Here is a 15,124-nt window from a genome sequence, read left to right on the forward strand (position 1 = left end):
TGCTGGGGGACGGCGTGCTACGCCCGCCCCCTGTTCCCGTTTATTTGCATGAAACCAGTTATTGCAATCGTCGGCCGCCCGAATGTGGGCAAGTCGACGCTATTCAACCGCATGACCCGCTCGCGCGACGCACTCGTCGCCGACCTGCCGGGTCTTACGCGCGACCGTCACTATGGTGAGGGCCGTATCGGCGAACGTCCGTTTATCGCGATCGATACCGGCGGCTTCGAGCCCGTGGCCAAGGAAGGCATCGTGGCCGAGATGGCCAAGCAGACGCGCCAGGCCGTGGTCGAAGCGGACGTTGTCATCTTCCTGGTGGATGGCCGTCTTGGATTGGCCCCCCAGGATCGCGTGATTGCCGACTACCTGCGCAAGACGGGCCGCCGCATCATGCTGGCGATCAACAAGGCCGAGGGCATGAAGTACACGTCGGTGGCGGCGGACTTCTATGAACTTGGCATGGGCGATCCGTATGCCATCTCCTCTTCGCACGGTGACGGCGTCCGCGAACTCGTGGACGAGGCGCTGGAAATCGCGGTACAGGAGCGTCCGGAACTGGCCGAGGAAGATGACGGAAGCCAGCGCGGCACCAAGATCGCGATCGTGGGACGGCCGAATGTCGGCAAGTCCACGCTCGTCAACACACTGATCGGCGAAGAGCGCGTCATTGCATTCGACATGCCGGGCACCACGCGCGACGCCATCTACGTGGAGTTCGAGCGCGGCGGCAAGCCATACACGCTGATCGACACCGCTGGCCTGCGCAAGCGCGGCAAAGTGTTCGAAGCCATCGAAAAGTTCTCGGTGGTCAAGACGCTGCAGTCGATTGCCGATGCCAACGTGGTGGTGCTGTTGCTCGACGCGCAGCAGGACATCTCGGAGCAGGATGCGCACATTGCCGGCTTCATTGTCGAATCTGGCCGTGCGTTGGTTGTGGGCGTCAACAAGTGGGACGGTCTCGACGGACACGCGCGTGACCGCGTGAAGCACGATCTGGAGCGCAAGCTGCAGTTCCTGAGCTTTGCCAATGTGCACTATGTTTCCGCAAAGGAACGCACCGGCATCAGCGCGTTGCTGCGCTCGGTGGATGATGCCTATGCCGCCGCGATGATCAAGTTGCCGACGCCGCAACTGACGCGCGTGCTGAACGAAGCGGTGGAGTTCCAGCAGCCGAAGCGTGCCGGTGTATCGCGTCCGAAGCTGCGTTACGCACACCAGGGCGGTTCCAATCCGCCGATCGTCATCATTCACGGCAATGCGCTGCAGAACGTGACAGACACGTACAAGCGCTACCTGGAAAACCGCTTCCGGACGGCGTTCAAGCTCAAGGGCACGCCCTTGCGCATCGAATTCAGATCGAACAAAAACCCGTACGCGGACTCGAAGGATTGAGTCGGGAGGGTGCCGTGCCCTCAGCCAAGTTTTCGTTTGCGTTCGTTTGGAACTGCGGCTAAATTCACGGTAGCAGGGGGAGCCCTGCGCGTTGATGCCAGATTGGTACCGTTTTGATCTTTTTTCTGGCGCGTTTTTGCGCCAACTGACTTGAACCGGGGACTTTCGTCCCCATGATCCATCACTAAATCTATAAATTTGGAGTGTGCCATGAGCAACAAAGGGCAATTGCTACAAGACCCGTTCCTTAACGCGCTGCGCAAAGAGCACGTGCCGGTTTCCATCTATCTCGTCAATGGCATCAAGCTGCAAGGCAATATCGAGTCGTTTGACCAGTATGTCGTCCTGCTGCGTAACACCGTGACGCAGATGGTCTACAAGCATGCGATTTCCACTGTCGTGCCGGCCCGTGCCGTCAACTTCCGTGTGGATGATTCGACCGAGAACTGATCTTTTCTTCTCGCGCATGAACGGCCGCGGCATCCGCATGCGGCCGTTGCATTGCCTGTTCCCGCCTTTGCTCTCTGCCCGTCCTGGCCACCCTGGCTATAGCGTTAGTGACCGGGCTGCATCATCTCTCGCCGACTCCCGAAAGCATTCGAAACCGCCCCTGTGCCTGATGGCAACCGGGTGTGGTGTTCTGCCCGAGTCTGGTCAGTCGTTGTCTCAACAATCGTAATTTCCGGCGCCCAGCGTCCACCCGCTTGCAATCCAAAGCTACTACCAACACCGAGCCGTCGCGCGCCGTACTAGTCGGCGTGGATTTCGGCAAGCACGATTTCCAGGAGAGTCTTTCCGAACTGGCACTGCTGACCAGCACGGCAGGCTCGATGCCCGTTCACACGCTGACGGGCAAGCGCTCGCGTCCGGACCCTGCGCTTTTCATCGGATCGGGCAAGGCAGAGGAACTCAAGGAAGCAGCGGATGCACTGGATGCCGACATCGTGGTGTTCAACCACGCATTGAGTCCCGCCCAGCAGCGAAATCTGGAGCGCTTCCTGGGTCGGCATGTGATCGACCGAACTGGCTTGATCCTCGACATCTTTGGGCAGCGAGCGCAGAGCCACGTGGGCAAGGTGCAGGTGGAGCTTGCCCAGGTGCAATACCAGGCGTCGCGCCTGGTCCGCGCATGGAGCCACCTGGAACGCCAGAAGGGTGGTATCGGCATGCGCGGTGGCCCGGGCGAGCGTCAGCTCGAACTGGATCGCCGGATGCTCGATACGCGCGCAAAGCGCCTCAAGGCCGATCTGGCCCGCCTGCAGCGCCAGAATCATACGCAGCGGCGCGCGCGCGCGCGCAACGATACACTCAGCATTTCGCTGGTCGGTTATACCAACGCCGGCAAGTCCACTCTGTTCAATGCGCTGACCAAGGCGCGTGCCTATGCAGCGGATCAACTGTTCGCGACACTCGATACCACGTCGCGAAGGCTGTTCCTGGACGGCTTCGGGAATGTAGTGCTGTCCGATACGGTGGGTTTCATCCGGGATCTGCCGACGCAGCTCGTGGCGGCCTTCCGTGCCACGCTGGATGAAACGGTGCATGCCGACCTCCTGCTGCACGTCGTGGACGCCTCAAGTCCAGTGCGTCATGAGCAGATCGAGCAGGTCAACCGCGTGCTTGCGGAAATCGACGCTTCGGACATTCCGCAGATCGTCATCATGAACAAGATCGACGCGGCACCGGAATTGCAGGAGCAGGGGCCGCGCGTCGAGCGTAACGAGGACGGGGTACCGACGCGCGTGTTCCTGTCCGCGCGTGAGGGCATGGGCCTCGACGCCTTGCGTGAATCGATCGTCGAAGTGGCCCAGTGGCTGGCTGCGCGGCCTGCCGATCCTGCCCCATACGACCCCCGGCTCGACAGCGTGCCGGGAGGCGCGGTGGCTGGGGATGGTGATGGTTTCGACGACGCCGCAGAGGTGGCCGACGAGCCCCGGCAAGACGGTGGCGAGGAGCCTGACGTCCCGCGCTGACCGTCGTTGCATGACAATTCGATGATAATCAGCCCCTGATTGCGGGATTCTGAGCAAAAGTGATCGAGATGACTGCTAGAATCCCCCTGTTCAAACTTTCCCGGACCCGTGCTCTACATGCCCCTGTTCCCTCGGAATCCTGACTCGCACCTCGTGCCAGCCGGCCGCCCGGCGCGGTCTGCGCGCTGGCCTCGCCTGCGCGCCATCTTCTCGTTGAATGATCCCCGCTGGGGCCGCGATGGGCAGGATGATGATGACAAGGACAAAGGCCGCCAGCAGAACCAGCGTCCGCAGCAGGACGGCCCGCCCGATCTCGATGAACTCTGGCGCGACTTCAACCGTCGCCTGAGCGGCCTGCTTGGCCGCAAGGACAATGGCGGTGGCGGCCAGGGCAATGGCTTCGGCTCGCGTCCGTCGGGCAAGGGTTCGAACATTGGCATCGGCGTGATCGTTGCCGCAGTGGTTGGCATCTGGCTGGCGAGTGGCTTCTTCATGGTGCAGGAAGGCCAGACGGCCGTGATCCTGCAGTTCGGCAAGTTCAAATATTCGACGGGCCCCGGTATCAACTGGCGCGCGCCGTGGCCGATCCAGTCGGCCGAGATCGTGAACCTGTCGGCGGTGCGCTCCGTGGAAGTCGGGCGTTCGACGTCGATCAAGGACAGCAACCTGAAGGACTCGTCGATGCTCACGCAGGACGAGAACATCATCGACGTCCGCTTTACGGTCCAGTACGACATCCAGGACGCGAGCGAATATCTGTTCTTCAACAAGACCGATCGTGGCGGTGACGAGGAACTGGTCACGCAGGCCGCGGAAACGTCGGTGCGGGAGATCGTGGGCCGCAACCGCATGGATTCGGTGCTCTACGAGAACCGTGAACAGATTGCGCAGGGGCTAGCCAAGTCCATCCAGTCGATCCTGACTTCGTACAAGACCGGCATTCGCGTGATCTCGGTCAACGTCCAGAGCGTGCAGCCGCCCGAGCAGGTGCAGGCCGCATTCGACGATGTGAACAAGGCAAGCCAGGATCGCGAGCGCGCGATCAGCGAAGGGCAAGCCTATGCCAATGACATCCTGCCGCGCGCCAAGGGGACGGCGGCACGCCTGAAGGAAGAGTCCGAAGCCTATCGTGCCCGCGTGGTGGCGCAGGCAGAGGGTGATGCGTCGCGCTTCCGCTCGGTGCAGACCGAGTATGCGAAGGCGCCGCAGGTCACGCGCGACCGTATTTATCTGGAAACCATGCAGCAGATTTACAGCAACTCGAACAAGATCCTTGTCGATGCCAAGGGCGGCAACAATCTGCTCTACCTGCCGCTGGACAAGCTGATGTCGCAGGTGCAATCGTCGGCGGCGCCTGCCGCGGCGCCGGGCACCAACGCGCCGGCCGTACCGGACGCCGGTACGACGGATATCCGCTCGCGTGAAGCGATGCGTAACCGCGACCGCGACGTACGCTAAGGAGACCCGTCATGAACCGACTGATTTCCTTCGTCATTGGCCTGTTTATCCTGCTGGCCATCGCATCGTCGATGCTCTTCGTCGTGGACCAGCGCCAGTATGCCGTGGTCTTCGCGTTCGGCGAGATCAAGCAGGTGGTGCGTGAGCCTGGCCTGCATTTCAAGTTGCCGCCGCCGCTGCAGAACGTGGTCTTCATGGATCGCCGCCTCCAGACGATCGACGTCGCGGCAAACGAGCGTTTCCTGACCGCCGAAAAGAAGTCGATGGTGGTGGACTGGTTCGTCAAGTGGCGCATTACCGATCCGCGCAAGTTCTTCGTGGCCTTTGGTGGAAATGTGCGCGGCGCGCAGGATCGCATGACGCAACGTATCGATGCCGTGGCCCGCGAGGAGTTCGGCAAGCGCACCGTGACCGATGTCGTGGCGGGTGAGCGTGACAAGGTCATGCAGAACATCCGCGCCGGGATGGCGGAGTACGCGCAATCCGTGGGTGTCGAGATTCTGGACGTGCGCCTGAAGCGCGTGGACCTGTTGCCTGCAATCAGCGAGTCTGTCTATCGCCGCATGGAGGCCGAGCGCAAGCGCGTGGCCAACGAACTGCGTTCGACGGGCGCCGCGGAAGGTGAGAAAATCCGTGCCGATGCCGACCGTCAGCGTGAAGTGGTGCTGGCCGAGGCGTATCGCGACGCGCAGGTGGTGAAGGGCGAGGGCGATGCCAAGGCTTCGCAGGTCTATGCCGATGCGTTTGGCAAGGATCCGAACTTTGCCCAGTTCTGGCGCAGCATGGAAGCCTACCGCAACACGTTCCGCGACAAGGGCAACGTCATGGTGCTCGAGCCGAATTCCGACTTCTTCCGCTACATGCGGTCGTCGGGTGGCAATGCCGCACCGGCCCCGTCCGGCGGCAAGAAGTAGCGCGTACATCGCGCCCCGGGTGCTGGAAGTGCCCGGATAAGCAATATGCGACAGAACCCCGGTCCGTCCGGGGTTTTGTCCGGCTGGAGGGCGTGCAGCTCGCCAGCCAGGTTTTTGATATAAGAGACCCCCATGTCCAATCGCTGGCTCCTGCCTGAAAACATTGCCGACGTGCTCCCGTCGGAAGCGCGCAAGATCGAAGAGCTGCGCCGCCGGATGCTCGACCTGTTTCGTACCTACGGCTACGAGATGGTCATGCCCCCGATGCTTGAGTACCTGGAGTCGCTGCTGACCGGTACGGGCCATGACCTGGATCTGCGCACGCTGAAGTTGGTGGACCAGTTGTCCGGCCGTACGATGGGCTTGCGTGCCGATATCACGCCGCAGGTGGCCCGCATCGACGCCCACTTGCTGAATCGCCCTGGCGTGACGCGCCTCTGCTACGCGGGCAACGTCCTGCACGCACGTCCGGCTGGTTTTCATGCGACGCGCGAGCCGATCCAGATCGGCGCCGAGATTTATGGTCATGCGGGCCTGGAAGCTGACGTCGAAATTCAGGAGTTGATGCTGGCTGCGCTGCAAGTGGCGGGCCTGACAGATATCCGGCTGGACCTTTGCCACGCTGGCATTCTCGAAGCGCTGCTCTCGGCGTTGCCGTCGGTGCGCCAAATCGAGGATGCAATGTTCGCGGCACTGGAAACCAAGGACGTCGCCGCGCTGCGCGAGTTGACGCAGGGACTGCCAGACACCGAGCGCAATGCCCTCCTGGCGTTGCCGACGCTATATGGCGGCGTGGAAGTCATCGAGCGCGCGCGCGCGACGTTGCCGTCCAATGCTGCTATTGGCCGTGCGTTGGACGAACTGGCGGCGCTGGCCAATCAGGTCCGTGGTGCCAGCGTCAACATCGACCTTTCCGATCTGCGCGGCTATCACTACCACAGCGGCGTGATGTTCACCGCGTACGTGTCTGGCCTGCCGAACTACGTTGCACGTGGCGGCCGCTACGACAAGGTAGGCGAGGCATTTGGCCGTGCCCGGCCGGCTACCGGTTTTTCGCTTGATCTGCGTGAGGTGGCGGCGTTGTCGCCAGTCGAGGTCCGCGCCCTGGCGATCTTTGCGCCGTGGGACGCCGATCCCGCATTGCGGTCGACGATTGCCACGCTGCGCGCCGCTGGCGAGATCGTGATTCAGTCGCTGCCGGGTCATACGCACGAGCTCGATGAGTTCAACTGCGACCGTCAGCTTCAGCGGCAGGGCGACGCCTGGGTGGTGGTCCCCCGCTGATTTTTCGCCGGGCCGGCATGTCCTGCCGGCCTGTTTTCCGTGCTCTCAAAATGACGTTTGCTGCTCGCGGCGGCCTATTATCGCCCGCGAAGGGCGGTAAACGTCTGTCCGAGAGGGGCCCGAAAACCGGGAACCGTCCGGCAACGAGAGTAGAATACGTTTTTAACCTTCTGACCAATTCAACATGTCCGCATCCGCAGTAAGCCAGGGACGCAATGTCGTCGTGATCGGAACCCAGTGGGGTGACGAAGGCAAGGGAAAAATCGTCGATTGGCTTACCGACCAGGCAAAGGGCGTGGTGCGGTTCCAGGGCGGCCACAACGCTGGCCACACGCTCATTATCGGCGGCAAGAAGACGATCCTGCGACTGATCCCCTCGGGCATCATGCGCGCCAGTACCGTCTGCTACATCGGTAACGGTGTGGTCCTGTCGCCCGAAGCGCTGTTCCGTGAGATCGAGGAACTGGAAAGCGCCGGCCTGCAAGTGCAGAACCGCCTGCGCATCTCCGAAGCCACCACGCTGATCCTGCCGTACCACGTTGCCATCGACAAGGCGCGCGAAGCCCGCCGTGGTGCTGCCAAGATTGGCACGACCGGTCGTGGCATTGGCCCGGCCTACGAAGACAAGGTGGCCCGCCGCGCATTGCGCGTGCAAGACCTGTTTAACCCGGAGCATTTCGCCGAACGCCTGCGCGAGAACGTCGAGTTCCACAACTTCATGTTGACCCAATACCTGGGCGCCGAAGCTGTGGACTACCAGCAGATCCTCGACGAGATGCTGGCTTACGCGCCGCGCCTGAAGCCGATGATCGCCGATGTGTCGGCCGAGCTGTATGCCGTGAATGAAGCAGGTGGCAACCTGATGTTCGAAGGCGCGCAAGGCACGCTGCTCGACGTCGATCACGGCACGTACCCATTCGTGACCTCGAGCAACTGCGTGGCCGGTGCGGCTGCTGCGGGCGCTGGCGTCGGTCCGGGTCGCCTGAACTACATCCTTGGCATCACCAAGGCTTACTGCACCCGCGTGGGCGCTGGTCCGTTCCCGAGCGAACTGTACGACCACGATAACCCTGCCCGTCAGGATGCCGTAGGTGTGCGTTTGGCCAATGTCGGCAAGGAATTTGGCTCTGTTACGGGCCGTCCGCGCCGCACGGGGTGGCTCGACGCCGCTGCGCTGAAGCGTTCGGTACAGATCAATGGTGTGTCTGGCGTGTGCATGACCAAGCTCGACGTGCTGGACGGTCTGGAAACGATCAAGCTGTGCGTGGGCTACGAGCTCGACGGCAAGCGGGTCGATATCCTGCCGCGTGGCTCGGATGCCGTGGCCGCATGCCAGCCGATCTATGAAGAATTCCCGGGCTGGAACGAGTCGACGTTTGGCGTGAAGACCTGGGATGCGCTGCCGGAACAGGCACGCGTGTACCTGAAGCGCATCGAGGAAGTGGTCGGTATCCCGATCGACATGATCTCGACCGGTCCGGATCGAGACGAGACGATCCTGCTGCGCCATCCGTACCTGGTGGCCTAAGCCCCGGTCAATGCAGTGTGCAGGACCATGGCGCCACCCGCGCCACGGCCTCACTGAAGATATTCGGCCCGCGATATGCGGGCCGATGCTTTATCCATCGGCCAACGAAGCCGCTGATATCAGAAGATTGCCATGAACCTGCCAACCAATGATGACGAGAACCTCTGGGTCTCGTGGGATGACTACCACCGACTGATCGCGCGTCTCGCGCTGAACGTGCATGAATCGGGCTGGAAGTTCGATCAGATCCTGTGCCTGGCCCGAGGCGGTCTGCGCGTGGGTGATCAGATGTCGCGTATTTTCGATGTGCCGCTAGCTATCCTGGCGACGAGTTCGTACCGCGAAGCTGCCGGCACGCAGCAGGGCACGCTCGACATTGCGCAATACATCACGATGACGCGTGGCAACCTGGAAGGGCGAATCCTGCTGGTGGATGACCTCGTCGATTCGGGTGTGACGCTGGAGCGAGTGGGTCGCCACCTGAAGGAACGCTATCCTGAAGTGACCGACGTGCGCTCGGCGGTGCTTTGGTACAAGGCGTGCTCCAAGGTTGAGCCCAACTACCACGTGACGTTCCTGCCTTCGAACCCATGGATTCATCAGCCGTTCGAGGAATACGACACGCTTCGCCCGCACAATCTCGCGGCCTGGCTCAAGCGCGGCAAGCGCGCCAGCCTGCTGGACGACGACTCGGCAGCCTGAGTCTGCGGCACCCCTCCGCCCGCGCGGCGGAGGGGTGCTCCAAGGTACGGATCGAGGTATCAGTACCCTACGGTGAACCGCTCCCGCACATGTTCTGGCTGCTCGATCTCATCGAGCATGGCCATTGCGTAGTCCTCCATCGAGATCGAGCTGCCGTCCGCGGTGGCGAGCAAATCCTCCTTGCCCAGTCGGAACTTGCCGGTGCGCTCGCCCGGCGTGAAGAGGGCCGACGGCGACAGGAACGTCCACTCAAGCGACGTTTCCTTCTTCAGCGCATTCAGGAAGTCACGACCGGCCGAGGCTTCGGCCTTGTACGCGTCCGGGAATTCCGGGGTGTCGACCAGTTGCTTGCCCGGCGCGATGTAGAGACTGCCCGCGCCTCCCACCACCAGCAAACGCTTCACTCCCGCCGCCTTGACGGCGTCGGTGATCTGCGAGGTCGTGGCTTGCAGGAATCGGACGGTGCTGATGACGACATCGCTGCCGCGCAGTGCATCGGCCAGGACCTGGGCATTGCTCACGTCGATATCCTTTGCGACGACGCCGTCGCGTGTAGGAAGCTTTGAAGCCTGGCGGGCGAGGGCAGTGACGGTATGGCCGCGACGCAGCGCTTCGTCGGTCAGGCGGGTGCCCACGTTGCCGGTGGCGCCGATAATGGCGATCTTCATGATGATGGCTCCTTCATAGTAGCGAATGATATGTAATCAATGTGGTTACATATCGAGGTAAAAAAATCAGCGCTTGCGGCGCCGGGCGGCATGTTCGACTTCGCCGAGCATGCTGGCAATCGTGATCTCCTTGAGCGAAGCATCCATCGCGGCTTGCGCACGGTCGGCCACGACCTGCAGCGCACCGGTGATCTCGCGGCCGACCATGCACGCCGGGTTGGGCGCGCTCTGGTGCAGCGTGATCAGCGCCGTGGTTTCGGTGGCGCGGAACACGTCCAGCAGTGTGATGGCCGACGCCGGGCGCGCCAGCATTGCGCCGCCGGTGCTGCCCATTGTCGTGCTCACGAACCCGGCTTCGGTCAGCGCTCCGATCATGCGGCGGATCAGCGCGGGGTTGGTGCCCACGCTGCCGGCAATCATGGACGATGGCACCGGACCCTCGGCCTGTGCAAGCAGCGTGAGGATATGGACGGCGACGGCAAACCGGCTACTGGTGCTCATGGGGAAATCTCAATGTGAAACCATGGTAGTTACAGATCAGCGATGGGTCAACCTTTCCATCAGCGGGGCCGGGCGGTGTAGCAACAGGCTGCGAGGAAGAAATGCTGCATTTTCGGCGATCGAACTTGCAAAGATGGCGAGATAATGCCGGAATCGACACTGAAACTGATACACTCATCCACGGCTCGAACTCAGAAATGAGCCATGGACAAAGCAACGAGGGGAGAGGATTTGAAAGATTCGGCGACGCAAAAACAAAAAACCCGCAACGTGCGTTGCGGGTTTCTCGCTAAATCTTGGTGCCCAGGAGAGGACTCGAACCTCCACAGTGTTGCCACCGCTAGGACCTGAACCTAGTGCGTCTACCAATTCCGCCACCTGGGCAGGTGTCGAAACAACCGAAGCGGCCATTATAGCGACCGCAAAACGATTGTCAAATAGTTTCCAGAAAAATTGAATCAAAACAACTATCCGATCCCGAGCCGGGAAGAAATCCTGGGCGTATTGAGAACTTCGGGGTCGCCCCTTTCGGCAGGCGATATCGCCAAGGCCCTGTCCGTCACGCGCAAGGAGCATGACGGCTTCCAGAAACGTCTGGCCGCAATGGAACGCGACGGGCAGATCGAACTCAATCGCAAGGGCCGCTACGAGCTGGCCCATCAGCCTAACTTCGTGACCGGCCGCGTGCAGGGCCATCGCGATGGCTTTGGCTTCCTGATCCGCGACGACGGCGACGACGATATCTTCCTGCCCGAGCGTGAACTGCAGAAGGCCATGCACAACGACCGCGCGCAGGTGCGCGTGGTGGGCTACGACCGTCGCGGACGTCCGGAAGGCCAGATCGTCGAGATCCTGGACCGGGCCAACCGCTTCGTGATTGGCCGGCTGTTGTCCGAGAATGGTGTGCTCGTGGTGGCGCCAGAGGACAAGCGCATCAGCCAGGACATCCTGATTCCGCCCAAGGCCCAGGGCAAGGCGCGAGTGGGGCAGATCGTCAGCGTCGAACTGACCGAATGGCCGGACCGCTACGTGCAGCCCGTGGGACGTGTGGTGGAAGTGCTTGGCGATATCGACGATCCTGGCATGGAGATCGAGATCGCGGTGCGCAAGTATGGCGTGCCGCATGAGTTTTCGGCGGGTGCGGCCAAGGAAGCGCAGGCGCTGCCCGACGAGGTGCGCCAGGCTGACCTCGATCATCGTATCGACCTGCGTGATGTCTCGCTGGTCACGATCGACGGTGAAGACGCACGGGACTTCGACGATGCGGTCTACTGCGAGCCGGTCAAGATCGGACGTGCGAAGGGTTGGCGCCTGATCGTGGCGATTGCCGACGTTTCGCACTATGTGCGTCCGGGCACGCCGCTGGACGCCGACGCACTGGATCGTGCCACCTCGGTGTACTTTCCGCGCCGCGTGATTCCGATGCTGCCCGAGAAGCTGTCGAACGGGCTGTGCTCGCTGAATCCAGAGGTGGATCGTCTCTGCATGGTCTGCGATGCCGTGATCACGGCCAAGGGCGAGCTCAAGGGCTACCAGTTCTATCCGGCGGTCATGCACTCGAAGGCGCGCCTGACCTATAACGAGGTCTGGTCGATCCTGTCGAACACCAAGGGTCCGGAAGCGCACAAGCGTGCCGATCTCGTGCCGCACCTGCAGAACCTGTACGAACTGTTCCAGGTTTTGCTAAAGGCCCGCCGCGAACGCGGTGCCATCGATTTCGACACCACCGAGACCTATATCGTCTGCAATGCGCAGGGCAAGATCGAGCAGATCCTGCCGCGCACGCGCAACGATGCGCACCGCCTGATCGAAGAGTGCATGCTGACGGCCAACGTCTGCGCAGCCGACTTCCTCGAACGCTTCAAGCATCCGGCGCTATACCGTATCCACGCGGGCCCGAGTGAAGAAAAACTCAAGAATCTGCGGGAATTCCTGAAGACTTCAGGGCTGTCGCTGGGTGGCGGAGACAAGCCGCAGGCATCGGATTACGCCGAGGTGATGGACAAGATCAAGTCCCGTCCCGACGCGCCGATGCTGCAGACCATGCTGCTGCGTTCGATGCAGCAGGCGGTCTACAGTCCGGACAACATTGGCCACTTCGGCTTGGCATATGAAGCCTATGCGCACTTCACGAGTCCGATCCGGCGCTATCCGGACTTGCTCGTGCATCGTTCGATCAAGGCGATTCTTGCGCATACGAAGTACCAACCGGCCTTTGGCCCGGGCACCGAGTTCAATACGCAGATCTCGCCGAAGGCTCGCCGCATGCAGGCCGCCGACGCTGAGAAGCGCGCCGCGAACGCCGCCGCGCGTGCCAAGCGCAACGAAGCCATCTGGGACGAACTCGGCCTGCACTGCTCGGCTAACGAGCGCCGTGCCGACGAGGCATCGCGCGATGTGGAAGCCTGGCTGAAGTGCTACTTCATGCGCGACAAGCTCGGCAGCGACTATGCCGGTACGGTCAGCGCGGTCACATCGTTCGGCATCTTCGTCCAGCTCGACGAGCTGTATGTGGAAGGGCTGGTACACGTGACGGAACTGGGCAGCGATTACTTCCAGTACGACGAGGCGCGCAACGAACTTCGCGGCGAGCGGACTGGCATTCGCTACCGTTTGACGGATCGGGTGCGCGTGCAGGTGTCGCGCGTGGACCTCGATGCGCGCAAGATCGACTTCCGCCTGGTGCAGGAGCCATCGGCCAAGACATTGCGTGGCCGTGCCGGTGTCTCGGAGCCGCCGCGCGTGCCCGCGGCGCATGCCGTGCCGGCGCGCAAGAAGGGGCGTCAGCTGGCGGCCTTGTTGGGCGGTACTTCCAAGCCGGAAGAGTCGTTCGACGAAACGCTCGACCGAGTGATCGAAGAGCAGCCTGTGTTTGAAGCCGTGATCACGCCGCTGAAGCCGCGCGATGCGCATGTCGGTCATACATCTCACGGACGCGCACCGGCGAAGGCGCCGGCCGGCAAACCTGCCAAGCGGGCAGCCAAGCCGAAGCCCGGCCATTTGAAGACCGCCCGCAAGGCGACTGCCAAGCATCCGGCCAAGACGGCCAGCAAGACCAGCCGCACACCGCGCAAGCGGTGACATGGCGGGCGACCACTCCGGTCGCCCAAAAGCCAGTTTGAGTGAGGCCATGGCGAGTACAATGCGCGCCATGGCTAAACACAAACTCCTGATCGGCTTTCATGCCGTGCAAGCACGCCTGCGCCAGAGCGCGCAGAGTGTGTCCGACATCTATATCGAAGCGAACCGCAAGGACCGACGCATGCAGGACTTCATCCGCCTGGCGGAGAGTCTTAACGTCACGCTTCATCCCGTTGATAGCGACCGCCTGCGTGGCATGGCTGGTACCGATCGCCACCAGGGCGTGGTGGCGCGTGCCGAAGATGTGTCGCTCGCACTCAACCTCGACGAACTGCTCGATGGCATCGAAGGCACGCCGCTGCTGCTGATTCTCGATGGTGTGACTGATCCGCATAACCTGGGCGCATGTCTGCGCGTGGCCGATGGTGCCGGTGCCCATGCCGTGATCGCGCCGAAGGATCGTAGCGTTGGTTTGAACGCGACCGTCGCCAAGGTGGCTAGCGGTGCCGCGGAAACCGTGCCCTACATCACTGTAACGAACCTGGCGCGCACGCTGCGCGAATTGCAGGAACGCGGCATTTGGGTGATCGGGACGGCCGATGGCACGGAGAAGTCGCTGTACGACGTGGATTTCAAGGGTCCGACGGCCATCGTGATGGGTGCGGAGGGCGAAGGTATGCGCCGCCTGACGCGCGAAACCTGCGACGACCTGGTATCGCTCCCGATGGCGGGTGGCGTGGAAAGCCTGAACGTCTCGGTGGCCAGCGGCGTGTGCCTGTACGAAGCCGTTCGCCAGCGTCGCCTGCCACGCTGACATGATCGTCGACGCCGCCCTGCTGGCGCAGGCTCGCGCGTGGATTGCCGACGCGCGGAACATCTTCGTCCTGACCGGCGCAGGTATCTCCGCCGAGTCAGGTGTTCCCACGTTTCGCGATGCCCTGACCGGACTCTGGGCGCGCTTCGATCCCGAGGAACTGGCGACCGAGGAAGCCTACCGGCGCCAGCCTGCGCTGGTCTGGCAGTGGTATCAACATCGCCGCGAACTGGTATCGGCCGCAAAGCCGAACCCGGCGCACTATGCGCTGGCGGCGCTCGCCGGTGACAAATCGAAATCGATCACGCTCGTCACGCAGAACATCGACGGCTTGCATCAGCAGGCCGGCAGCGAACACGTCGTGGAACTCCACGGCAATCTCTTCGCCAACAAATGGCTCGATACCTGTGGCCGCTGCGATACGGTGCCTCCGATCCCGGGTGACCCGCCACACTGCGCGCTGTGTGGCGCGATGATGCGTCCTGGTGTGGTCTGGTTCGGCGAGGATTTGCCGCGCGTCGCCCGCTTCCGTGCCGATCATGCGGCGCAAAACTGCGACCTCTGTCTGGTGGTGGGAACGTCGGGGCTGGTGTATCCGGCGGCAGCACTCCCGGGGCTGGCCCGTGAGCATGGTGCCAAGGTGATTGTGGTCAACCCGCAGCCTTCCGCGCTGGATGAGACGGCAGATGTGGTCTTGGCAGCGGCGGCAGGGGAGTGTTTGCCGGCGTTGTGGTCTTAGTTATTTGACCTGGCCTCTCTGCTTTCTCCCCTCTCCCGCGCGCGGTGTACAGACCGGAGACATGGGTAAC

The 15,124-nt window shown here is 62.3% G+C and carries 13 protein-coding genes and 1 tRNA gene; 11 read left to right on the top strand and 3 right to left on the bottom strand.

The genetic code is table 11. The features are described 5' to 3' along the window. The first annotated feature begins 48 nt into the window (after window positions 1–48). From der to ABDB81_RS25345, 8 genes are all read left to right on the top strand, one after another. Window positions 49–1,392, top strand: coding sequence for a ribosome biogenesis GTPase Der (gene der / locus ABDB81_RS25310; RefSeq protein ID WP_137926177.1), 1,344 nt, complete (start codon window positions 49–51; stop codon window positions 1,390–1,392). A 210-nt stretch (window positions 1,393–1,602) separates the two neighbouring features. Next, complete coding sequence (hfq, locus tag ABDB81_RS25315) at window positions 1,603–1,842, top strand: RNA chaperone Hfq (protein WP_130389837.1); 240 nt, start codon at window positions 1,603–1,605, stop codon at window positions 1,840–1,842. Between the two features lie 254 nt (window positions 1,843–2,096). Further along, entirely contained in the window at window positions 2,097–3,365 is a 1,269-nt protein-coding gene (gene hflX, locus ABDB81_RS25320; protein ID WP_346813913.1) for a GTPase HflX, read from the top strand. Between the two features lie 117 nt (window positions 3,366–3,482). Further along, entirely contained in the window at window positions 3,483–4,823 is a 1,341-nt protein-coding gene (gene hflK / locus ABDB81_RS25325) for an FtsH protease activity modulator HflK (protein ID WP_346813914.1), read from the top strand. Window positions 4,824–4,834: 11 nt separating this feature from the next. Continuing rightward, window positions 4,835–5,737: a protease modulator HflC gene (gene hflC, locus ABDB81_RS25330; protein ID WP_137926179.1), complete on the top strand. Its 903-nt coding sequence runs from the start codon at window positions 4,835–4,837 to the stop codon at window positions 5,735–5,737. 132 nt (window positions 5,738–5,869) lie between these two features. Continuing rightward, entirely contained in the window at window positions 5,870–7,021 is a 1,152-nt protein-coding gene (locus ABDB81_RS25335) for an ATP phosphoribosyltransferase regulatory subunit (RefSeq protein WP_137926180.1), read from the top strand. Window positions 7,022–7,205: 184 nt separating this feature from the next. Next, window positions 7,206–8,549 carry an adenylosuccinate synthase gene (locus ABDB81_RS25340; RefSeq protein WP_160472578.1) on the top strand — a complete coding sequence of 448 codons (1,344 nt, stop codon included), beginning with the start codon at window positions 7,206–7,208 and terminating at the stop codon, window positions 8,547–8,549. Between the two features lie 132 nt (window positions 8,550–8,681). Continuing rightward, complete coding sequence (locus ABDB81_RS25345; protein ID WP_137926182.1) at window positions 8,682–9,251, top strand: phosphoribosyltransferase; 570 nt, start codon at window positions 8,682–8,684, stop codon at window positions 9,249–9,251. Window positions 9,252–9,310: 59 nt separating this feature from the next. Here ABDB81_RS25345 and ABDB81_RS25350 read toward each other — a convergent pair whose 3' ends face one another. The 3 genes from ABDB81_RS25350 to ABDB81_RS25360 all read right to left on the bottom strand — a co-directional run bounded on the left by ABDB81_RS25350 (window position 9,311) and on the right by ABDB81_RS25360 (window position 10,804). Next, a complete protein-coding gene (locus ABDB81_RS25350; RefSeq protein WP_346813915.1) occupies window positions 9,311–9,919 on the bottom strand; it encodes an NAD(P)-dependent oxidoreductase in 609 nt (202 codons plus the stop codon). A gap of 66 nt (window positions 9,920–9,985) precedes the next feature. Next, window positions 9,986–10,420 (bottom strand): Rrf2 family transcriptional regulator, encoded by a 435-nt coding sequence (locus ABDB81_RS25355; protein ID WP_137926184.1) that lies wholly within the window; start codon window positions 10,418–10,420, stop codon window positions 9,986–9,988. Window positions 10,421–10,717: 297 nt separating this feature from the next. Beyond that, window positions 10,718–10,804 (bottom strand) — tRNA-Leu (locus ABDB81_RS25360). A 69-nt stretch (window positions 10,805–10,873) separates the two neighbouring features. Here ABDB81_RS25360 and rnr point away from each other — a divergent pair. The 3 genes from rnr (at window position 10,874) to ABDB81_RS25375 (ending at window position 15,054) form a co-directional block, all read left to right on the top strand. Then, window positions 10,874–13,501 carry a ribonuclease R gene (gene rnr / locus ABDB81_RS25365; RefSeq protein ID WP_346813916.1) on the top strand — a complete coding sequence of 876 codons (2,628 nt, stop codon included), beginning with the start codon at window positions 10,874–10,876 and terminating at the stop codon, window positions 13,499–13,501. Window positions 13,502–13,571: 70 nt separating this feature from the next. Further along, window positions 13,572–14,315 carry a 23S rRNA (guanosine(2251)-2'-O)-methyltransferase RlmB gene (gene rlmB / locus ABDB81_RS25370; RefSeq protein WP_137926186.1) on the top strand — a complete coding sequence of 248 codons (744 nt, stop codon included), beginning with the start codon at window positions 13,572–13,574 and terminating at the stop codon, window positions 14,313–14,315. Between the two features lies 1 nt (window position 14,316). Then, on the top strand, window positions 14,317–15,054 hold the full coding sequence (locus ABDB81_RS25375; protein WP_137926187.1) for an NAD-dependent deacylase: 738 nt from the start codon (window positions 14,317–14,319) through the stop codon (window positions 15,052–15,054). Window positions 15,055–15,124 lie beyond the last annotated feature (70 nt).

It is taken from the genome of Cupriavidus sp. DL-D2 (assembly GCF_039710735.1).
Classification (GTDB): Bacteria; Pseudomonadota; Gammaproteobacteria; order Burkholderiales; family Burkholderiaceae; genus Cupriavidus.

Coding starts and splice junctions, on each gene's coding strand:
- der (WP_137926177.1), top strand. CDS start 49: ATGAAACCAGTTATTGCAATCGTCGGCCGCCCGAATGTGGGCAAGTCG.
- hfq (WP_130389837.1), top strand. CDS start 1,603: ATGAGCAACAAAGGGCAATTGCTACAAGACCCGTTCCTTAACGCGCTG.
- hflK (WP_346813914.1), top strand. CDS start 3,483: ATGCCCCTGTTCCCTCGGAATCCTGACTCGCACCTCGTGCCAGCCGGC.
- hflC (WP_137926179.1), top strand. CDS start 4,835: ATGAACCGACTGATTTCCTTCGTCATTGGCCTGTTTATCCTGCTGGCC.
- ABDB81_RS25335 (WP_137926180.1), top strand. CDS start 5,870: ATGTCCAATCGCTGGCTCCTGCCTGAAAACATTGCCGACGTGCTCCCG.
- ABDB81_RS25340 (WP_160472578.1), top strand. CDS start 7,206: ATGTCCGCATCCGCAGTAAGCCAGGGACGCAATGTCGTCGTGATCGGA.
- ABDB81_RS25345 (WP_137926182.1), top strand. CDS start 8,682: ATGAACCTGCCAACCAATGATGACGAGAACCTCTGGGTCTCGTGGGAT.
- ABDB81_RS25350 (WP_346813915.1), bottom strand. CDS start 9,919: ATGAAGATCGCCATTATCGGCGCCACCGGCAACGTGGGCACCCGCCTG.
- ABDB81_RS25355 (WP_137926184.1), bottom strand. CDS start 10,420: ATGAGCACCAGTAGCCGGTTTGCCGTCGCCGTCCATATCCTCACGCTG.
- rlmB (WP_137926186.1), top strand. CDS start 13,572: ATGGCTAAACACAAACTCCTGATCGGCTTTCATGCCGTGCAAGCACGC.
- ABDB81_RS25375 (WP_137926187.1), top strand. CDS start 14,317: ATGATCGTCGACGCCGCCCTGCTGGCGCAGGCTCGCGCGTGGATTGCC.